General features: G+C 33.5%; 16 protein-coding genes and 3 pseudogenes. 14 read left to right on the forward strand and 5 right to left on the reverse strand.

Annotation, left to right across the window (positions count from 1 at the left end):
* Positions 1 to 46: 46 nt before the first annotated feature.
* Complete coding sequence (locus GW846_01800; protein NDK09491.1) at positions 47 to 778, forward strand: hypothetical protein; 732 nt, start codon at positions 47 to 49, stop codon at positions 776 to 778.
* 28 nt (positions 779 to 806) lie between these two features.
* Here the strand turns inward: GW846_01800 and GW846_01805 are convergent, their stop codons facing one another.
* Positions 807 to 1,307, reverse strand: coding sequence for a hypothetical protein (locus GW846_01805; GenBank protein ID NDK09492.1), 501 nt, complete (start codon positions 1,305 to 1,307; stop codon positions 807 to 809).
* Positions 1,308 to 1,444: 137 nt separating this feature from the next.
* Here GW846_01805 and GW846_01810 point away from each other — a divergent pair, with 137 nt between their 5' ends.
* The gene (locus tag GW846_01810; protein NDK09493.1) at positions 1,445 to 2,089 is read left to right on the forward strand and encodes a hypothetical protein; all 645 of its coding nucleotides are present in this window, start codon (positions 1,445 to 1,447) and stop codon (positions 2,087 to 2,089) included.
* A gap of 30 nt (positions 2,090 to 2,119) precedes the next feature.
* On the opposite strand, the gene GW846_01815 is transcribed toward GW846_01810, so the two are convergent.
* From GW846_01815 to GW846_01825, 3 genes are read right to left on the reverse strand one after another with little or no spacing between them, the layout of a single operon-like run.
* Complete coding sequence (locus GW846_01815; GenBank protein ID NDK09494.1) at positions 2,120 to 3,610, reverse strand: hypothetical protein; 1,491 nt, start codon at positions 3,608 to 3,610, stop codon at positions 2,120 to 2,122.
* Between the two features lies 1 nt (position 3,611).
* A complete protein-coding gene (locus GW846_01820) occupies positions 3,612 to 4,325 on the reverse strand; it encodes a Bax inhibitor-1/YccA family protein (GenBank protein ID NDK09495.1) in 714 nt (237 codons plus the stop codon).
* A 15-nt stretch (positions 4,326 to 4,340) separates the two neighbouring features.
* Complete coding sequence (locus GW846_01825) at positions 4,341 to 4,592, reverse strand: PhnA protein (protein ID NDK09496.1); 252 nt, start codon at positions 4,590 to 4,592, stop codon at positions 4,341 to 4,343.
* Positions 4,593 to 4,713: 121 nt separating this feature from the next.
* On the opposite strand from GW846_01825, the gene GW846_01830 reads away from it, so the two are divergent.
* The 6 genes from GW846_01830 (at position 4,714) to GW846_01855 (ending at position 12,422) form a co-directional block, all read left to right on the forward strand.
* A complete protein-coding gene (locus GW846_01830; GenBank protein ID NDK09497.1) occupies positions 4,714 to 5,343 on the forward strand; it encodes a hypothetical protein in 630 nt (209 codons plus the stop codon).
* A gap of 126 nt (positions 5,344 to 5,469) precedes the next feature.
* Positions 5,470 to 6,771: a hypothetical protein gene (locus tag GW846_01835; protein ID NDK09498.1), complete on the forward strand. Its 1,302-nt coding sequence runs from the start codon at positions 5,470 to 5,472 to the stop codon at positions 6,769 to 6,771.
* Between the two features lie 106 nt (positions 6,772 to 6,877).
* On the forward strand, positions 6,878 to 7,834 hold the full coding sequence (locus GW846_01840) for a prepilin-type N-terminal cleavage/methylation domain-containing protein (GenBank protein ID NDK09499.1): 957 nt from the start codon (positions 6,878 to 6,880) through the stop codon (positions 7,832 to 7,834).
* 252 nt (positions 7,835 to 8,086) lie between these two features.
* Positions 8,087 to 9,904 carry an aspartate--tRNA ligase gene (aspS, locus tag GW846_01845; protein NDK09500.1) on the forward strand — a complete coding sequence of 606 codons (1,818 nt, stop codon included), beginning with the start codon at positions 8,087 to 8,089 and terminating at the stop codon, positions 9,902 to 9,904.
* A 99-nt stretch (positions 9,905 to 10,003) separates the two neighbouring features.
* Complete coding sequence (locus GW846_01850; protein ID NDK09501.1) at positions 10,004 to 10,912, forward strand: magnesium transporter CorA family protein; 909 nt, start codon at positions 10,004 to 10,006, stop codon at positions 10,910 to 10,912.
* Positions 10,913 to 11,051: 139 nt separating this feature from the next.
* On the forward strand, positions 11,052 to 12,422 hold the full coding sequence (locus tag GW846_01855) for a ribosome biogenesis GTPase Der (protein ID NDK09502.1): 1,371 nt from the start codon (positions 11,052 to 11,054) through the stop codon (positions 12,420 to 12,422).
* A 52-nt stretch (positions 12,423 to 12,474) separates the two neighbouring features.
* Here GW846_01855 and mltG read toward each other — a convergent pair whose 3' ends face one another.
* A complete protein-coding gene (mltG, locus tag GW846_01860; GenBank protein NDK09503.1) occupies positions 12,475 to 13,494 on the reverse strand; it encodes an endolytic transglycosylase MltG in 1,020 nt (339 codons plus the stop codon).
* 345 nt (positions 13,495 to 13,839) lie between these two features.
* Here mltG and GW846_01865 point away from each other — a divergent pair, with 345 nt between their 5' ends.
* The 6 genes and pseudogenes from GW846_01865 to GW846_01890 all read left to right on the forward strand — a co-directional run bounded on the left by GW846_01865 (position 13,840) and on the right by GW846_01890 (position 22,128).
* The gene (locus tag GW846_01865; protein NDK09504.1) at positions 13,840 to 17,325 is read left to right on the forward strand and encodes a DNA-directed RNA polymerase subunit beta; all 3,486 of its coding nucleotides are present in this window, start codon (positions 13,840 to 13,842) and stop codon (positions 17,323 to 17,325) included.
* Between the two features lie 48 nt (positions 17,326 to 17,373).
* A pseudogene (locus tag GW846_01870) lies at positions 17,374 to 17,880 on the forward strand (hypothetical protein).
* A gap of 69 nt (positions 17,881 to 17,949) precedes the next feature.
* Positions 17,950 to 19,362: pseudogene (locus GW846_01875) on the forward strand (DNA-directed RNA polymerase subunit beta').
* A gap of 174 nt (positions 19,363 to 19,536) precedes the next feature.
* A pseudogene (locus tag GW846_01880) lies at positions 19,537 to 20,028 on the forward strand (DNA-directed RNA polymerase subunit beta').
* A 324-nt stretch (positions 20,029 to 20,352) separates the two neighbouring features.
* On the forward strand, positions 20,353 to 21,390 hold the full coding sequence (locus GW846_01885) for a hypothetical protein (protein ID NDK09505.1): 1,038 nt from the start codon (positions 20,353 to 20,355) through the stop codon (positions 21,388 to 21,390).
* 150 nt (positions 21,391 to 21,540) lie between these two features.
* Complete coding sequence (locus tag GW846_01890; protein NDK09506.1) at positions 21,541 to 22,128, forward strand: prepilin-type N-terminal cleavage/methylation domain-containing protein; 588 nt, start codon at positions 21,541 to 21,543, stop codon at positions 22,126 to 22,128.
* The last annotated feature ends 18 nt before the right edge of the window (positions 22,129 to 22,146 follow it).

A 22,146-nucleotide genomic window follows, 5' to 3' on the forward strand; every position in this document is an offset into this window, starting at 1 on the left:
AGAAATTTATAAGTATATATACAGTATATATTATAAAAGATTGAGTTTGAAAATATTTTGTTTAGATACAGAGACTTCAGCAGGTTCACGAGATGGAAGAATTGTGCAGGTTGCCATTGTTGATGAAAACTATCGGGAAGAGTGGCTTATAAATCCAGATAGTTATATACAACCTGGTTGTATTAATGTACACAAGATAACACCTGAAATGGTTGCTGATAAACCATTTTTTAAAGAATCAGAATGATATAAAGAACTCATGAAGCGAGTTGATAACGGAGAATTTTTGATAGCACATCATGCTCCCTTTGATATATGAATACTCTCGAATGAATGAGTCCATCTGAGTAATTATATCTGTACCTGTAAAGTTGCTCGCAAAATACTAAAAGTACACTGAGTACCAAGATTTTGACTCCAATTTTTAAAGGAGTATTTGAAATTAGAAGAGTTGAATTCTGGAGATACTTTGACATGATACGCTCATTCTGCTCTCTATGATACTATAGTATTGTTTTGGCTCTATAAATACCTCTTTGCAGAAATAGAGCTTCAATACCCAGGACAGGATCCACATCAGATTATGTATGATATCACGCACGATATTGCTCCTACGAAACGATTCACATTTTGAAAATATAAATGAAAATCATTCAAAGAAATTTCACAAATCGATATATGATATTTGAAATGGCTGTATAATGCAGAAATGGAAAATCCAGAACCAAAAAGAAGAAAATCTCTGATAGTATGACTGGAAATATATCTCAATAATTAAAAATCTCACTTGAAGTGAGATTTTTAATTTACTTCCAAACTTGAAGTTTTTCAAGTAAACTTTTATCAACTCATTGAGCCTGTGACAGAAGTTTTTGAGTTTCTTTTTTATATTTCAGGAAGTCTCCATGAGTTTCATCAAGTACTTTTTCTAATGTGTATTCGTTAAACTTGATAATTGTCTCAAACTTATTTTCATTGTCTCTTTTAAAATTCTCAAATTGCATTTCAAAGTCTCACTGTATACGAGCTAGGAGATCCTTTTGATTATTATAAAGTTCTCACTTTACATCAACAATCTGTCTTTCAAGTTTATGAATTTTTCTAGCTTGATATGCGTGTATTCAACTATAACTCAGGTAGATAAGCATCGCATATATTACAATAAATGCAGAGCTAAAGAGAAACATCGGAACCATAATGGTTTGAGCTCCAAAGAGATTAATCTGTTGAGCTGTTTGTAGCAAGTCAGTATTTACTAACATGAGAGCAAGATAGAGGAGGACAGGGAAGAGGAGGAGTGCCTTCATTATGAAATTTATAAATAATAATAATGGTATTATAATAATATAACAAATATTTACTAATTCTAAGTACTGAGCTTTTTAGTTGCCTATTTTATTTTCAGACTTATAATATTTCAAATATATCTCAAACTTACAAAAATATGAAAGCAGAAGAAAGAATACTAGGAAAATTTCAATGTAAAAAAGGGGATTTCGGGTTTGTCATTCCAGATGAAAGAGAATATTGGGGATGAGATTTTTTTGTGCATCAAAAGAACTTTGGCTGAGCAGAGGATGGTCAACGTGTTGCAGCTGAAATGATGGACCGAGCGAGCGGGAAGAAACCAGAAGCTCGAATAGTAGAAGTGTTTTGAAGTAAAAAAGCTGAAGCAAAAAAAGCTGAAGCAAAGAAATATGAAGCACTGAAGGTAGTTGAAGGGGTATATAGTGGATGAAACGGTGATTTTTGATTTGTAGACGTACCCTGAGTTGATCAGTGATATTTTTGTTATGGACTCAAAAGAAATGGAGCCATCGATGGAGATAGAGTGAAAGCAGATATCAAGAAATATAATGGAAAAGAAGAAGCCATCGTAACAGAGATACTTCCCCCAATGACTCAAATAATAACATGAGTGTATTTAGATAATGATACTTTTGGATTCGTAAAACCTGATGATAAATCAGGTGACATATTTATTGCTGGATCGAGAAAATGAGAGGCAAAGACAAAAGATAAAGTCGAGGTACATATTATAAAAGAAGGTGGAAGAAGAAGAGAAGGAATTATTAGCGCAATTTTATAATTAAAAAAATCTCAGATTCCTGAGATTTTTTTAATTATGCATTCACGCGACCATATAATCAACAGGAGCAAAGTTATCAGTGAGTACTTGAGTATCTGAAGGAATTTCTAGCTTCATTATTTTTGAGAAATAATCTTTGTATTCATCTACTTGTATTCATTGCTCTATGAGTTCAGGATTTTTTGAAGCTACTAGCATTATATTTTGGCTTCATTGTGATACTTGGGAATATACCGGAATAATAAAAACCTCTGGAAATATTTCTGCGTACGTTTTGTACTCAGCCTCTAAGAATTGAGCATTGGGTCATGAAAGTGAAGCAATAAGATTTAGGACTACAACTCAGTCATCACTGAGCATATCAAATTTCTTTTGAGCTACTTCTCTGGTGGTAAGTTGATAGGGGATTGATACAAATGAACCAAAAGCATCTCCAAGTATCGCGTCGTATGTATTCACATTTGTATTGAGAAATACTCGAGCATCTTGATGATGTATTTCAAGCTTTGGAGTTTCTTGTAACCTGAAATGCTTCTTGGCAATTTGAGTTATTTTTGGATCTATTTCTACGACATCAAGATGTTTGTCTGGATATTTTTCTAAGAAATGCTTTGGATAACTATATGCTGCTCCTCAGAACATAACTATTTCCTGAGCATTTGGGCTCAGAGCATCAAAAATATCATAATATTTTGTATACTGATACACAAGATCATTATTATCCTGATACATTCAAGCATGAGTTATATCATCGATTCGTAAATCTTTTACTTCTCTTCCAGTACTTTGATCTATTCTCTCAGAAACTCTTATATGAGAATAGGATGTGTCATAGGTAAATGAATTATTGAGGGCTGCATAAGCAGTCATATTTGAAAATACAATGAACATACAGATAAGTCATAATGCTACGATTCATTGAGCGTATATATGATTTTTAAAATCACAAAAAATAGAAAGTATTAAAAAAAATAGTGCTAGAACTATGAGAAGTTGGGTCACTCCAAAAAATGGAATGAGAAAAAATCCTGCTCATAGTGTTCCAACAATACTTCAAACGGTTCAAATACTTCCTATTTTTCATACTACAGCTCAAGAACTTTCTAAATGTATCAGTCTAATTTTTGTGACAATTGGAGAAAGCATTCAAAGGAGATAACTTGTTGGACTAAATAAAAATACAGCTATCCAAATGGATGAAATTCTTACATCTGGAAAAATATTACTTATTCTGAGCAAGACAGGATCTTTAATAAGAACAAGAAGGAGTAAAGAGATTGAAACTAATAATAATATAAATGATATAATTGGGAGATTTGCATTTCTATCTGCTATTTTTCATCATTGATAATATCCAAGACTCAGTGCTCAGAGTATAACAGCTATGAGACTCGTCCACACAAAGAGTGAGTTTCCTATATATGGTCATACAACTCTAGAACCTAGTATTTCAAAGACCATTACTCAAGCTCATGAGAAGAATGCTATTATTTCAGGTCGTAAATGGAGTAGTTTATTCATATTATTTGCTTCGAATTTTACTAAGTAATCTAAGCACTTCTAAATAAAGCCATACAAGCGTAATAAGGAGTCCAAATCATGCAAACCATTCCATATATTTTGGAGCGTGTGCTTTGCTTCACTGTTCAATCATATCAAAATCAAGGAGTAAATTGAATGCAGCTATACCAACTATAAAGATACTGATTCAAATTCAAAGTGGACCATTACTATGTAGAAAAGGGACTTCAAACCATCAAGTCAAACTTCCTAGTATAGAAATAATATACAGCACAGCAATAGCTCACGTTGCTGCAATGACTCAGCTTCTAAATTTTTGTGTTACCTGAATAACTCTATATTTATATAGTAACAACATTGTGAGAAATACCGCAAAAGTAGCTGTTACGGCTTGGATAACAATTCCAGGATATTGTGTCTCGAAAAATGCTGAAAATGTCGCAATAACCACTCACTCAAGAAGTGCGTATACCGGAGCTAAATAAGGAGCAGTTTCTTTTTTGAATATGATAACTAATGAAAATACAAAAGCTCAAATTACCAAAGGAATAAGAAATGGAAGAAATATATCAACATATCCCCATGCAAGTACTGCTGATAATACAGTGAGAGAAACCAATATTATTGATTTATTAATACTTCAAGAAATAGTCATAGATTCTCAATCGTTTTTCAATCATGAAAAACTCTTTTCATTAAATGCAGGATTAGCCATATTTTTTAGTTAATGTTATTGTTTTTTAAAAAACTCTGTTTTTAGAACCATTTTTCATGATTCTATAAGTGTACTGTCATCTGTAAGACGGATATTTTTAAATATATCACCTCTTTTAATATCAGAAGCTCAAGATACTTTTATATCTTTTATTGCTCGAACATTATCTCAATTTTGGAGTGTAGCTCAGTTACTGTCTTGGGTGATAACTTCTTGGCTTGAAGCACTATCATCAAGCCAAGAGAAATCCTTTTGTTTTTTAGCCATATTTCTTTTGTTAAAGTGTAAATAGAATATTCATAAAGCTAAGTTTCCAAAACTTTTTCTTGACAGCATATATTTATGTATATACTAAGAGTATATTTAGTATATTAACAAAATCAATTCTATGTTAACAGAAAAACAACAACATGTTCTGGATATCATTACAGATTATACCAGCAGATATGGGAAGTCACCAACCATTGAGGAACTTAAAAATTTACTTCATCAAAAATCTAAAAGGTGAGTCACGCAATATCTCGAAGTACTTGAAAAAAAATGATTCATTTCCAGAGGTGATGGATATAGAGGTATCAGACTCTGAAACAATATTGGATTTCAGACTACTATGAATATACCAATTCTTGGGTACGCAAACGCTGGAACTCCGCTTGCTATTGCAGAAGCCAATGACTACTGAACACTCCCAATTTCAAAAAATATAGTTTCTGGAAAAAGTGAAAACTATTTTATACTGAGAGTTTCTGGTACGAGTATGAATGAGTGTGAAGTTGAAGGAAAGATTCTAGATAACGGGAGCTATGTCCTTATCAATAAAAATGATAACACTCTCAATGAAAAAGACCCGTTTCTATTTGTAGTAAATGGATGAGCTACTATTAAAAAGTACAAAAAACAAGGAAAAAATATCTATCTCCTTCCAAAATCTTCAGAAGAACACCATACTCCAATTATATTATCAGAAGACGATCAAGTAGAAGCAAGTGGGAAGGTAGTAGACGTTTTCACCTTCTAATCTTCACTTATTAATATTGTTTTTTAAAAAATACCAGTTAAAATATACGCTGGTATTTTTTTTAATATAAACATAATTTTGAATTACATAACAAAAATAACGTCATGCATTATTTTATTGAGTGTCATGATGTGACAGAGTTTTGCTTTTACAGATATAGAAAATAATTGGTACAAAAATTCGATTAAGTGACTAGAGAAACAAGAGTTTATAAATGGTTTTGATAATTGAGAATTTCTTCCTGAGGATAAGACGACTCGTGCAGAAATACTTAAAATAATTATGAATACTGCATGAAGTGAAGTGTATGAAAGTGGGACACAATGTTTTACAGATGTTTCTACTGATGCTTGGTTTAATAAGTATATATGTGCGTGAGTAAATCAAGAAATAACAAAAGGGTATGAAGATGGAAAATTTAAGCCTGGTGGAAATGTAACCGTGCTTGAAACGCTCGCATTTGCTGTACGAGCCTTTGATATTGATTTAAATTATTTGGGAGAATGAGATACTTGGTTTCAGAAATACCAGGCATATGCTGATCAAAAAAATATAATCAAAAAACATGCATACACTGTAAATACTCTCGTTTCAAGAGGACAAGCAGCAGATATTATTTTAAAAATGCAAAAAGTAAAAGCCGGTCAAGAACTAGATAATAAAAGTGATTGATGCTTTGATTTTAAATGAATGAAAAGTGGAGAATATACTGCAGATATAAAAGGTGTTACGAGAAAATATCTCCTCTACGTTCCAGAAAATGTCAGTGCTGATTCGCAAAAGTGACTTATAGTTGCGTTTCATTGACGAACCAATGACAATGAAATGGTGAGAAACTATATGAAGATGTGAGGTGGTTGATACAGTAGAAATGGATATCAAAATGATTATATTGTAGCGTATCCTGCGTGAGTTTGAAATGGTCCATACTCCTGGTCACAAATTGAAAGTATTGAGTTTTTCGATGCCATAATTACCCAAATTTCTGAAAATCTCTGTGTTAATAGGGATGCTGTCTTTTCAGTTGGACATTCATTAGGATCATATATGAGTAATAAAACTTCTTGTTTGCGATGAGATGTAATCAGGTGAATGGTAGGTGTTGCGAGTAATGGATATGATGGAGACTGTACTGGCCCTGTATCAAGTTTGATAACTCATTTACCTGGAGATCCACTGTCTCCCTATACTGCTTGAGAAAGAGCGTATAGTCTCAAAAGTGAAAATAACTTATGCGAGCCTCAAACAGCACCATTAGAATTTTGAGATCTGAGATGATGCCAGCAAAAGACTTCATGTTCACTGTGAAATACTGTTATTTTTTGTAATGCATATGATGTCTACGGATGAGACCAGCATAGTTGGCCAAAAAGTGGAGCAGATGAAATGAGAGATTTTTTCACAAATATTGAAGATTATACAAAATAATTAAGGTGTTTTATGCAACAGTAAAAAGCAGAATCAAGTAATTCTGCTTTTTATATCTATTAAATTCCTTACACTTAATTTAATTTATCAAATTAAATTTTAGACTATGTGACAAAGTCTCAGGGCCTTTACCCTCGTTGAACTCATCGTTGTCATAACGATTATTTGAATTCTCTCTACTATAGGTTTTGTTTCATATTCAAATTATTTGAAATGAGCCAGAGATTCAAGTAGATACTCTCAACTCACAAAACTTTCAGACTCACTCCAAGTCTATGCAACTCAAAAATCACTCCCACTTCCAGATGACTCTATTGAAATCACAACGAGTTGATCTATTAATGTCCTAGCGTATCAGTGATATGTTGGAAGCGATGTACTTGAAACTATTGATTATACCAATTGAGGGAGAGATCCAAAAGATGGTTCTTTCTATACCTACTACCTCACGAAAGATAGAAAAAGTCTCCAACTTTTGGCACTCATGGAGGAGGGTTGAAATACAGTACTTAATACTAAATTTTTATTTAATAAAACGATTGCTGCAGATTACTCAGACAGATATCCAAAAGTATACTGAAAAAACCTTTGAGTTCTCACACAAAAAGACACCAATACTCCAGTTCAAGAAATAAGTTCTATTCTGAGTAATGGATATTTAGATATAGTGAATACAAACTCATCTTTTACAGCCATATTTTCAAATGAAAATTCAGTTACAGGAACTGGGGTAGTTTTAACATTCATAAAAGATTGATGAAATCAGGACTGTGCACAAGTATTGAGAAAAAATACTAATGCAAAAACTGGAAATTATAATATCAATCCAGATTGATTACTTTCCAAAACTGTATTTTGTGAAATGGATTTCGAATGATGAGGTTGGACTGAGTGTGCAAGTGAAAATAACCTTTGTTCTTTTGAAGGAACAAAGGATATCCTATATTGAATTTTTGAAGTGGGTAAGTTTAAGATAAAAAATATAATTAATAGTACTAATTGTACAAATTGAGTATTTTGAGATCCTGCACCATGAATTAGGAAAAATTGTTATTATAGATAGAATTTAGCTTTTAAAGCTTGCAATCTCATAAATATAATTACACTACAATATAGAAAAGCACTTGAGCAGAAAACACCTGCAATGCTGGAGGAAGAACAGAAACATCTCTTAGTAGAACCTCTCGAAGTATCTATCTTCGTTAAAAAATAAAAATTAAGCAATAGCTTTAGGTGGCACCTTTTGTAGATACTACAAACCAAAAGCACATGAATTTTTTCGTGTGTTTTTTATATATTTAAAGAAATTAATACAATGCATAGAAGTCATACCTGTGGAGAGCTCACAGCTAAAAATATAGATGAAACTGTTGTCCTTTCAGGATGGGTGAGTAATCGTCGAGATCATGGTTGAATTATATTTATTGATCTCAGGGATAGATATGGACTCACTCAAATAGTATTTGATCCTGAAGATAACAAAGAAGCCTGGGAAACAGCAGATATGTTTCGAAGTGAGTATGTTATCAAGGCAACTGGGAAAGTTCGAAAGAGACCAGAAGGTCAAGCAAACCCAAATATGATAACGGGAGAAATAGAGATAATAATAACATCGGTTGATTTACTCTCAAGCTCTAAAACTCCTCCATTTGAACTCGATGCTCACGCAAAAGAAGCAAATGAAGAAATCAGATTTAAGTATAGATATCTCGATATCAGAAGACAAAAAATTCAGGATTTTATCAAGTTTCGATCGAGAATGACGACCTATACTCGAAACTGGTTTACAGGTCGTGATTTCTTAGATGTACAAACTCCAATTCTTGCAAACTCTTCTCCTGAAGGAGCCAGAGATTTTTTAGTTCCAAGTCGACTGAATCCTGGAACTTTCTATGCTCTCCCTCAAGCACCACAACAATTTAAGCAACTCCTTATGGTTGGTGGTATTGATAAATACTTTCAAATCGCTCCATGTTTCAGGGATGAGGATCCACGAGCTGATAGACATGCAGGTGATTTCTATCAGATTGACTGTGAAATGAGTTTTGTAGAACAAGATGATGTATTTAAGGTAGTAGAGGATTTTCTTATTGATGCTTCAACGGAACTTTCCGATAAAAAAATAATAAGTGAAAATCCAGGGAAAGATCTTATGAGAGAAAATGGTAAATTTTTCACCCTCACATACGATGAATCAATTGAAAAATATGGAACAGATAAACCAGACCTAAGATTTGGACTTGAGTTTATTGATGTAGCAGATATTTTTGCAAAAAGCTCTAATGAAATATTTACAAGTATCGCTTCTGATACTGAAAATAATAGAATCAAAGCTATGAAAGTACATGGTTGAGACTTAGTTTTTTCTAAAACTCAAATGAAATGATTTGAGGACTATGTTCGAAAATTTGGTGCAAAAGGTCTCGGGTATTTTCAAATGAAAGAAGACGGCCTCAAAGGTCCACTTGGTAAATTCTTTGAAGAATCTGATTTACAAGCACTCGTAGAGAGAACAGAACTTTCTCTCTGAGATGTTATATTTTTTGGAGCTGGTGAAACGACTCTTACATGTAACTATATGGGGAAGTTTAGAAACTACATTGCAGACTTGATGAAGCTTCGAGATAGCTCTCAACTTGCATTTTGTTGGATAACTGACTTTCCAATGTTTGAAATAGATGAAGCCACTGGAAAAATAGATTTTTCACATAATCCATTCTCTATGCCTCAATCATCACTTGATGGTCTGAGCTGAGATGAACTCCTTAAAATAAAAGCATTTCAATATGATCTCTCTTGTAATGGATATGAAATACTTTCAGGTTCTATTCGAAATCACTCGACTCAAAATCTTGTAAAATCTTTCTGAATTGTAGGAAGAGATGAGTCAGAAGTGAAAGAAAAATTTGGAGCAGTATACGAAGCATTTCAGTATGGTGTCCCTCCTCATGGTGGTTTTGCTATCGGAATGGATAGGCTCATGATGATATATAAAAACGAAGAAAATATTCGTGATATCTACGCATTTCCTAAATCTGGAAAAGCCCAAGATATGATGATGCAATCACCAATGAAGGTAGAGGAATCACTCCTTGATGAACTCTCAATCAAAGTTGAGATTGATGAAGATTAAAAAATTCTCCCGAAAGGGAGTTTTTTTATCCTGCATCTTTTTGAAATAAATTTATTTCTGTATACTATAGTAATATGGAAACTTCTTAACTTAAAATGTATGCTTCGAGAACTCAAAATCAAATGACTGAAATGGATTGATGGAATTGACCTTCCAGAAAAGAAAATAGAAGAAATACTAGAATCCTACGATTTTCATGAATTAGATATTGAGGCAGCACTTGAAGCCAATCAAAGAGCGAGAATTGATAGCTATGATGATTATCTATTTTTAACACTGCATTTTCCAAAATATAATCAACTTCAAAAAATATATAATCTCAATGAGTTTCATGTCTTTGTAGGAAAAGATTTCCTCATAACCCTCAGAGATTTTGAGGGGCAATATATTGATGATATTTATAATAAATATGAAAAAAAAGGTGAAAATGAATATGACTTAGAAATATCACCAGGTTTGGTTCTCTATGAGATTATACAAGCCATGTTAGAAAAAATGTTTCAGGTCAGCTCAAATATTCGAAAAGATATACGAACGATTGAGAAAGAGGTTTTTAGAAAATCTTCGAGTCCACTTGTTAAAGATATATTGATTAAAAAGAGAAATATTATTGTTCTTAAACATATGTTTCAACCTCAAATGTGAGTACTCATCGCTCTAGAGAATCATATGAAAAAACTATTTAATGATGATATTGAGGCTTATTTTGAAGATCTTGAGGATAAACTGCAACGAATAATTACAGATATTCTTGTTTTAGAGGAACAAGTTGAATCACTGGAAGATGCTTTTAAGTCTCTTATTGATATTCAAACAAATTGAATCATAAGACTCCTCACAATTTTTTCAGCCTTTATGCTGCCACTTACATTCGTTACGAGTTTTTATGGGATGAATATCGAACTTCCATATCAAGATTCTCCTGAAATCGCGTATATATCTATGTTTTGAAGTCTTGTAGTACTATGAGCTGTATTTTGGGTTTTTCTAAAAAGAAGAAAAGTATAATCTCTTGCATTTAAATATATAGTTGTATAATCACCTCACTTTATTTTTCATGATTATTTCCTAGAACTCTCGATATAGAGAGTACCTCAAGAGCGATGCCACGAGGAGGGAATTATGAATTGATGTTATCACACATACTATGTTAGCGAAAATTACTATTATCGGTCGACCGAATGTCGGAAAATCGAGCCTTTTTAATATGATGACGGGGCATAAAATTGCCATTGTTGCAGATGAAGCGGGTACGACTCGCGACATCTCAGAGTTTGAATATACAGATGAAAAAAATGATCTGACCTATATAATTGCAGACTCTGGAGGACTTGATTATAGCTCTGCAAATGATGAAATAGCTGTAGATATTACAGAGAGAACTGAGAGATCTATCGTAGAAAGTGACCTCCTTATTTGGGTGGTAGAATATGACAGATTTACTGAACTTGATGAATCTATTTATAGAATCATACAAAAGCACAAAGTTGTAAACTATATTGTTTTAGCGAATAAAGCTGACAACGAGACACAAGTTATGGAATCATATTCTATGGCTGGAAAGTGAGAATTAGAGTTTTTTCCTGTTTCTTCATCTCATAATGCTGGTATCGGTGATGTGAGACGATATATTGCAAAATATTTGAAAGATAAGGGTCTCAATTATAAAAAAGAACAAGAGGATCCATCACTTAAAATGGCATTTATTGGACGACCGAATGTAGGGAAGTCTAGTATTTTAAATACTATTGTTTGAAGTGACAGAGTTATGGTAAAAGACCTCTCTGGAACGACTCGAGATGCTATTGATACAAAGTTTCATTACGAACAAACTGATTTCACACTCATAGATACTGCGTGAATCAGAAGACTTTCAAAAGTTGGAACAAGAAATATTGAAAACTGGTCAATTATGAGAACAGAGCGAGCATTGAAAAGAGCAGATGTTATCGCTATTATCATTGATGGTTTTGAAGGAATAGTTCAACAAGATTTATCACTTATTTCTCAAATTTCTGATGAAAAAAAAGGTATTATTATCGTGGTGAATAAATGGGATCTCGTTCTTGCAAAGACGTGAGTCGATAAAGACCAAATGATGAACAGATATATCGAGTACCTCAAAGAAAAAATAGAGTTTATCCCTTGGGTTTCAGTTATATTCACATCTGCAACAGAAAAAAAGAGACTTACGAAAATACTTGATCAAGCGATTGAAATAGACGCTGAGAGAAAGAAACGAGTAAAAACAGGAATATTTAACGAGTTTCTGGAACAAGTTATCTACAAGCATCCACCAACTGGGAACAAAAAATCTCATAGTCCAAAAATATACTACGGTTCACAAGTTGATACAAATCCTCCTAAATTCCTTATTACGGTAAATAATCCGAATCATTTCCATTTTTCTTACAAGAGATATCTTGAAAATAAAATCCGAGATAACTTTGGTTTCCACGGAACACCTATAACAATAGAGTTTCGAGGAAGAGGGAAGTTCAAAGACGTCAGCAAATAAGATATAAAAAAAACTCTCAATAATTGAGAGTTTTTTTTATATCTTATTATTTTTATCTAAGATACTGATTCTTATTTCTTTCATGATCAGCATTTGTTTCACCGTAATGAATTTGTCAGCTATTGTCATGGAGATAGAAATAATAGGGACTTGATTTTGAATTTATGGTTGCATCAATTACTTCAGCTTCAGGATTTGCAATTGGTCCCATTGGCATACCCTCTATAACTCGAGTATTGTACTTATTATCGTCGTAGAGATATTTAAATACTTCGCTTGGACCACAATCTTGGGTAGCAAGTCCGTGAGCGTAACAAATCGTCGCATCAGCTCCAATTTGCCAATTTTCGTCTACTCTTTTTTTGAGTATTCCAGCAATAATTGCAATCTCTTCGGGATTATCTGCTTTGTTTGCTTCCTTCTGAACAATACTTGCCATAGTGATGATATCCAGTATTTCAATACTTCCCATATCCGAGATAATTCCAGAATCTATAACTTTATTTTGAAATCGTGCAAGCATTTTTCTGACTAAATCTTCTATACTAAAACTATTTGGATTAATAGCATAGGTATCTGGATACAAGAATCATTCAAGTGTTTCAGCATCTGATATAAATCAATAATCAGCCTTGAGTCCTGCAAAACTTGCTACCGTTGTGACGTAACTTGTAAATGCTCCAGATTCTATCAATCATTTTTCTGCTAGAGTTTTATCTATATCATATATATTCCATCATTCTAAAAATGTGACTTGTTCATCAGATTCGTTTATTGGTTTTTTTAATTGTTCTATATAACTTCAAATATCCCAACATTCTATATCATAAGTTCCAGCCTGTAACTCAAAATCTGGTGGATTAAGTTTTAAATAAATTTTTGTAAACAATTCAGAATCATATCTATAAAGAATAGCATTTTTAAATGTATCCCCTTTTTTTATTGTTACATATCATACTCATCATATTCAATCATAACAAGTAGCAGAATTTATAAAACTATAATATTTATATCAAAATATTCATACTAAAATTATAACTATCCACACTAAGAGCTTTACGAGTCGAATCATTTTTAATTTTTATTAATTTGTATGAGCAGATTTTAGGGAGAAAAAATAAAATGGCAAAATATATTGTGATTAAATGAATCATTTTTACTAAGATTTTTTATTGACTTTGTAGCTATATTCATACAATACTTGAGTTCGCACTAGCTTATGATGAGTTCTCGGGGAAAAGCTAGGGCATTTTTTTGTGTTTAAGACACAAAATACACGGGAAAGTCTTCGACTGAATTCACTGCGTTTAGAAAGTACGAAAAACTCCTTAAATATACATTTTTTGAAACAGATATCTCCTGAACAGAGATATACAATCGACACTATATTTATACTTTCCTAACATACGCTTACATAATGCCAAAAGCAACAAAAGCACCAACTCCTCAAGAAATTGGGAGTTTGTATGAGATAAAAGGAAGACATTATTTTACAGACGATCGTTCTGTAGCTGGTCTTCCAGAGCTTCTTGAGGTACAACTTGATTCATATAACACATTTCTAGAATCAGGACTAGATGGTCTATTTCAAGAAAGTTTTCCTATTTCTGATTTTTCTGGTGAAAAAATAGATATCTACTATAAAGGTATGTCTATTGAAGAACCGAAATATGACGCAGAAACTTGTAAAAGAAAAAATCTTAATTATGAAGCTCCTTTCAAGGCAAAACTTGAAATGCTGAATAAAGAAACAGGAGAAATTAAAGAACAAGAAGTATATATGGGTGGAGTTCCACTTATGACAGCATCAGCTTCATTTATAGTAAATGGTATTGAGCGAGTTATCGTAAACCAAATTATACGTTCTACTGGTATTTTCTTCACTTCTGGAGATTCAGGAGCTGGACTTAAATTTATTCCTGAAAAAGGATCTTGGTTTGAAATTGATATTGAAAAGAAAGGTATTATCAATGTGAAAATTGATAAAAAGAGAAAACTTCCTATTTCAGTTCTTCTCAGGGCTTTTGGTCTCGAATCAAACGCTGATATTATGAACGCATTCAAAGGAATTGACGATGATATCATGGCTTCCTATATAGCACCAACTCTAGAAAAAGATAAAACTTCAAACAGACTTGAGGCACTTCACGCTCTCTATAAACTTCTTAGACCAGGTGATCTCGCTACTGATGAGCGAGTAGAAGACCTATTTCAAACAACGTTTTACGATGAAAAGAGATTTAATCTCGGGGAAATCGCTAGAATGAAAATGACCTCAAAACTTGGAATCAAAACTAAATATGCTGATGAAAATGGACGATTCCTTTCTTCAGACGATATAGTTACGTCACTGAAATATTACTTGAATCTCTATATTGGAAAAGACGGTTATAAACTTGATGATATTGATCACCTTGAAAACAGAAGAGTTCGATCAGTTTGAGAGCTAGTAACTGATAAAATTAAAGTTGGTATCGCTCGAATGGAGAGAATTGCAAAGGACCGTATGACGATTGTGGAACTCGATGATGCAACTCCAGGTACGTTTATTAACTCGCGACCTATTGTAGCGATACTCAAAGAATTTTTTGGTTCGTCTCAATTGTCACAATTTATGGATCAATCAAATCCTCTTTCTGAACTTGCTCATAAGAGACGTATTTCTGCTCTTGGACCTGGTGGTCTCACTCGAGAAAGAGCCAGTTTTGAAGTTCGTGATGTTCATCCGACTCAATATGGACGAATATGTCCTATTGCAACTCCGGAAGGACCGAATATTGGACTCGTACTCCATATGGCAACCTATGCTAAGGTTGATAGATTTGGTTTTCTATTAACACCATTTCAACCTATTATTCATGAAGTAAAAAATGATGGAAAATCTCTTATAAACCGAATTGCTCTGTGAGATATTAAAGATGAAAAAGGTAAAGTAGTGATAGAAGATAAAACTCTTATGACTGCAAAGGAAGCAGAACTCGTTCAAAAAAACGTATCTGCTAAAATGATTAATGTTCGAGGGTTTCTTGCTCCAACACATGATTACTTTGATGCACATCAAGAAAGAGTCCTTACTATTGCAGAAGCTGGTACACCAGTTGATGAATATGGAAACTTTACTGATACTCGTATTTCTGCGAGAGCTTGAAATGAACCGACTATCGCATATATAAACGAAGTAACTCATATTGATGTTTCTCCTAAACAAACAATGTCTGTGGAAACTTCTCTTATTCCATTCTTGGAGCATGATGATGCAACTCGAGCGGAAATGGGATCGAACATGATGCGACAAGCTGTACCTCTTGTAAGAACAGACTCTCCAGTTTGTGGAACTGGTATGGAACGAGCCGTTGGTGAAGATAGTGAATATGTTGTAGTTGCAAAAGATGATGGAGAAATTATCTGAGTTGACGCGAAACATATCACGATTCTCTATAAAACATGAGAAAAGGTTCTTCATGAACTTGTTACATTTAAGAGATCGAATCATGATATGATTCTTCATCAAACTCCTCTAGTGTCTCATGGTCAAAAATTTAAAAAAGGAGAAATTCTTGTTGATGGTCACGCGGTTGAAAACGGTGAACTCGCACTTGGTCGAAACTTAACAGTTGCATATATGCCTTGGAAGGGATACAACTTTGAGGATGCGATTATTATTTCTGAAAGACTGATGAAAGATGATTTCTTCACTTCAGTACATATCAAGGAATACTCTCTCGATGTACGAGAAACCAAACTCGGACCCGAACAAACAACGGACGATATCCCTAATGTATCAGCTGCAAAACTAAAAGATCTCGATATTGATGGTATCATCAGAGTATGAGCGTTTGTAGAAGGTGGTGATATATTGGTAGGTAAAATTACTCCAAAAGGTGAGCAAGAGCTTTCTCCAGAAGAAAGACTCCTTAGAGCAATTTTCGGTGATAAATCAAAAGATGTAAAAGACTCTTCTATGAGACTACCATCTGGTCAAGGTTGAAAAATTCTTGATGTACACATCTTAAAAAGAGAACTTGGAGATAATCTTCCGACTTGAGTATTTAAACAAGTAAAAGTATTTGTTGCTCAAACTCGAAAAATTGAAGTAGGGGATAAGATGGCAGGTCGACATGGAAATAAAGGTATTGTTTCTCGAATCGTTCCAGACGCAGATATGCCATTTATGGCAGACGGAACTCCTGTAGATATTATCTTGAATCCACTTGGGGTTGTATCTCGTATGAATATCGGGCAAGTGCTTGAATCTCATCTTGGTATGGCTGCTCGAAAATTATGAATAAAAGTAGCCACTCCAGTTTTAAACGGAGTATCAATCTCTCAAATTCATGAAGTAATGAAAAAAGCTGGTATGGATCTCGATTGAAAAGTACAACTCTTTGATGGAGAAACAGGTGAACCATTTAAAGAAAAAACAATGGTATGAGTAAAATATATGTTAAAACTTCATCATTTAGTTGAGGATAAAATACATGCTCGTTCAGTTGGACCATATTCTATGGTTACACAACAACCTCTTGGGTGAAAGGCTCAAAATTGAGGTCAAAGATTCGGAGAAATGGAGGTGTGGGCACTTGAAGCATATGCTGCAAGTAACATACTTCAAGAAATGATTACTATTAAATCCGATGACGTTGCAGGTCGAACGCAAGCATACGAAGCAATCGTTAAAAATCTTCCAATTAAAAAACCAAATATACCAGAATCATTTAATGTATTGATAAAAGAACTTCAAGCTATTGGTCTCGATGTCGGTCTCCTAGACGCAGAAGAGCTTAAACAAACTGAAGGTCTTGCAAGACAACGATATGAACAAATTATAGAACTTGAAAAACTCGCAGAAGCTACATCGAACTCAACATCAGACGATGAAGATGATTCAGATGAAAATGCGTAAATTACAGTTTTCTTTCAATACTTAATTTTTTAAAATAATATTCAGCTTATGTTTGATAAACAATTTGATAACTTTCTTAATGATAAAATCACTGATTTTTCTGAAATTGGGAAAGGTGTCGGAAAACAAGATGTTACTAAGTGAAAAAACTTAGATAATCTTGCAGGTATAACAGTAGGTCTGACTTCACCAGACAAAATTAGAGGACTTTCTCATGGGAAAGTTCTTATCAGTGAAACTATTAACTATAGAACTCAACGACCAGAAAGAGGAGGACTCTTTTGTGAACAAATTTTTGGACCACGAAAGAATTACGAATGTGCATGTGGGAAATACAAAAGAATAAGATATAAAGGAGTTGTATGTGAACGATGTGGAGTTGAAGTAACAAAAGCAAATGTTCGACGTGAAAGAATGGCTCATATAGACCTATATGCTCCAGTCGCTCATATCTGGTATTTAAAATCAGTTCCAAGTAGAATTGGTCTCTTTCTTGACCTTCCAGTGAAAAAATTAGAACAAGTTGTATATTTCGCTTCATATATTATTACTGATGTACATGAAGAGAAAAAAGACGAATCACTGAAAGCTCTCGAAGAAAAATACAAAACTTCAAAAGCAGAAATGCAAAAAGAGATGCAAAGAGAAATAAATGATTTAAAAATTCAAAAAGAAGAAAAGAAACTCACACCAAAAAAATTCGCTGAAGCAGAAGCATCTGTAATGGCAAGACTTGATAACTTAACTGAAGAATTTGAAAGTCTTCGAACGAATATTAAATCTCTTGAAGTTGGAGCTGTAGTTGGAGAACTAGAATATAGAGTACTTCGAGATAAATTTCCTCATGTATTTGAAGGAGGTACTGGTGCTCAATATCTCAAAGTCTTACTTGAAAGAATTGATCTTCTCAAGTTTATTGAAATTAATCAAAGAGATCTTAGAACAGCAACTCAAGCCAAAACAAAGAAAATACTTCAAAAAATTAAACTTGCGTCTAACCTCCTAAAATCAGGACAAAGACCAGAATGGTTTATCTTAGAAGTGCTTCCAATTATACCACCAGATCTCAGACCTATGATTCAGCTTGATGGTTGAAGATTCGCGTCATCTGATCTCAATGACTTATATAGAAGAGTTATAAACCGAAATAATCGTCTTAAGAAACTTATCGAACTTGGAGCACCTGAAGTTATTCTGAAAAACGAAAAACGTATGCTTCAAGAATCAGTAGATATGTTAATCACTGGTGAATCTCGAAACAATAGAAGTGGATATGTTACTGCAAATAAAAAGAAACTAAAATCTCTTACAGAAGTACTCAAAGGGAAACAAGGTCGATTTAGACAAAATCTCCTTGGGAAACGAGTTGATTACTCTGCGAGATCTGTAATCGTAGTAGGTCCAAATCTTCCGATGGATCACTGTGGTCTACCAAAGAAAATGGCTCTTATTCTCTTCAAGCCTTTTATTATTGCAAAACTTATAGAAGAAGGAATTGTTTATAATGTAAAGCATGCTGAGAAATATATTGAAGGAGGAACAAAAGAAGTATGGGACGCACTTGATGAAGTTATTGATGGAAAATATGTTCTACTCAACAGAGCACCGACACTTCACAGACTTTCAATTCAAGCTTTTAGACCAGTATTGGTTGAGGGAAAAGCAATCCAATTACATCCACTTACGTGTACAGCCTTTAATGCCGATTTCGATGGTGATCAAATGGCCGTTCATTTACCGTTAACTCAAAAAGCTCAAGACGAAGCGAGTAATCTCATGGTTACTTCTAAAAATCTTCTTGCTCCATCTTCTGGAGAACCGATTGTTACACCATCTCAAGATATGATTTTAGGAGCGTACTATATTACTTCTGAGAAACCAGGAGTAAATGGTACTTGAAATACATATGCATCTATCATAGATGCCTCTCACGCTTACGATGCTGGAAGTCTTTCAGTTCACGCACTTATTAAAGTGAGACTTGAAGGAAAAATGATTGAAACAACTTATGGAAGACTTCTCTTTAATGAGATAGTTCCACAAGAATTAGGATATATAAATGAAACACTGAAAAAAGGAGTCCTTAAAAGAATACTTTCAGAAAGTTTTGAACTCTTTGGTTCAGCTAAAACTGCAGTATTTGTTAATAACATTAAAGACTTTGGGTTTAAGTATGCGACTCTTTCAGGACTGTCTATTTCTGAATCAGATATGATTCTTCCAGAAAATAAAAAGAAACTTTTAGAGGAAGCATCTGAAAAGGTTAAATATATACAAAAGAAACATTGGAATGGATTTCTTACGCAAGATGAAAAATTTAATCAATCCGTTACTATATGGTGAGATGTTAAAAAAGTAATCGAGTCTGAGATGAAGAGCTTGTATGACAACTCTAACCATATCTTTAACTTTATTGACTCTGGAGCCAGAGGTAACTGGTGAAATATTACTCAGTTAGCGGGTATGAAAGGTCTTGTATCTTCTACAACTGGTAAGACAATCGAACTTCCGATTAAATCTACTCTGAAAGAATGATTCTCAACTCTTGAGTACTTTATTGCAACCCATGGTTGACGTAAAGGGAAGTCAGATACAGCACTTAAGACAGCGCAATCTGGGTACCTCACTCGTAGACTTGTTGATTCATCTCAAAATATTATCGTTCGGGAAGAAGATTGTAATACAGTACATTACAAAACTATTCTCAGAGAATGACAAAAATCAGGGTTTGATGAAAAATTTGAAGATAGAATTTACTCTCATACTCTTGCTCTCGACGTGAAAGACGAAGCTGGTAAAGTTATGTTAGAGTCAGGAACTGTTATTGATAAAGATGTACTTGCTATCATTCAGTCAAACAATATTCAAAAAGTATCACTCAGATCAGTACTTACCTGTGAAACAGAAGGTTGAGTGTGTCAAAAATGTTATGGACTAGATCTTGCTGCAAATGCTTGAGTAGAAATTGGTTCTCCAATCGGAGTAATCGCGGCTCAATCTATTGGTGAACCAGGTACTCAACTTACGATGAGAACCTTCCATTCGGGATGAGTGGCAAAAGAAGGATGAGATATGACTCAAGGTCTTGCTCGAGTTGAAGAACTATTTGAAGCGCGAAATCCTAAACTGGTTGCAGAAATTTCAGATATTGATGGAACCGTTACTATCGACCACGATAATTCTGGAGCTACTGTAAAAGTTACAGCTCATGAACTCGTAGAAGAAGAATATTATTTTGGAGAAGATTTTGAATTAGCTGTTAAAGAAGGACAACAAGTAAAAGCAAAACAAATTTTAGCTCGAAATAAAAAAGAGAAACAAAGAATTACTTCAAACTTTGCTTGAGAGGTAAAACGAGCAAGCAATGGAATGATTGTTATCAAAGATGTAGAAAAAAGAGTTTATGAATATAACTTTGATCTTGGTAGAACGATTCTCGTGAAATCAGGTGATACTGTAAAAATTGCTCAGAAAATTACAGAGTGAAACCTTTCAATTCAAAAACTTATGCAAATAGGTGGGGTTCTCGCTGCTGAAAAATATATCGTAGATGAGATTAAATCTATATATGCTTCTCAAGGGCAAACCGTAAACTCTAAACATATCGAGCTTATTGTGAGACAAATGTTCTCTCGAATACGAGTTCTCGATAAGGGTGATACTGAATTTTTTCCTGGAGATATCGTTGATATCATTACTTTTAAAAAAGAAAATGATAAACTTCTCTCAGAAGGAAAAAGCTCTTGAATCTGAGAAAGACTCCTACTCGGTATTACGAAAATATCTCTCTATACAGAAAGTTGGTTATCATCAGCTTCATTCCAAGAGACGGTACGAGTACTGGTTGAAAGTTCTGTATCAGGTAAAATTGATAAGCTCAAAGAACTCAAAGAAAACGTTATTATTGGTAGACTTATCCCTGCAGGGAAACAATATAATATTATCAATGGGCATATTGCTCCAGATGATGATGAATACTTTGACCCAAATGCTTATGGGGTTGATACTTCTGAAACACACTTGAAAGAAGTGGCAAAAGAAATGGAACATGAAAGTGATTTCTAGTAAATAAAATTACATATAAATAAAAAAAAGGATACCAATTTGGTATCCTTTTTTTTGTAGTAATATACATAGTATTTAAACGTCAACTTCAAGAAATTGCAAGCAGAAATTTTATTGATATAAATATAGTATTATTTATTTATATTTATTATGCATTACATTAACAAAAAAGCTTTTACTTTGGTAGAGCTTATTGTAGTAGTTACAATCGTAGGAATTCTTTCTGTTGTTTGAATTGTAGCATATAGCTCATATTTAGTATGAGCGAGAGATGTTAATAGAATAGCAACTATGACGCAGGCAGTAGAAACATTTCAAAAATATGCTACTACTAAAAAATTACCTATCCCTGATTCTGCTATAACTCTTACAATGAGTGGATGAACGGTTTGATTTCAATGAAAAATCTGACCAAATGTTCTAGAAACTATTTGATTGGAGGATGATATGAGAGATCCAAAAGATAATACTCTCTATAGTTATTTATTGTGAGAAAATAGAAAAGTATTTCAATTTGTAGCATTTATGGAAAAAAAAGAAAACCTTATTTCTTTTGCTCCTACAGCCTTAGCTAATAATGAAAATAGATATCCACGAACATTTGGAACCTGACTTTGAATTATAACACAGTCTAAAACCTTAATTCCCTTAGAGGATTTACCGTTAGGGAGTGACACCCTAAATCTTGAAGATTTTTGAAATAGCTACGAACTGACGTCATTTGTTTCTCAGGATTAATACGTAAGATGAAGGGGA

It is taken from the genome of Candidatus Gracilibacteria bacterium, assembly GCA_010119145.1.
GTDB lineage: Bacteria > Patescibacteriota > Gracilibacteria > BD1-5 > UBA6164 > JAACSU01.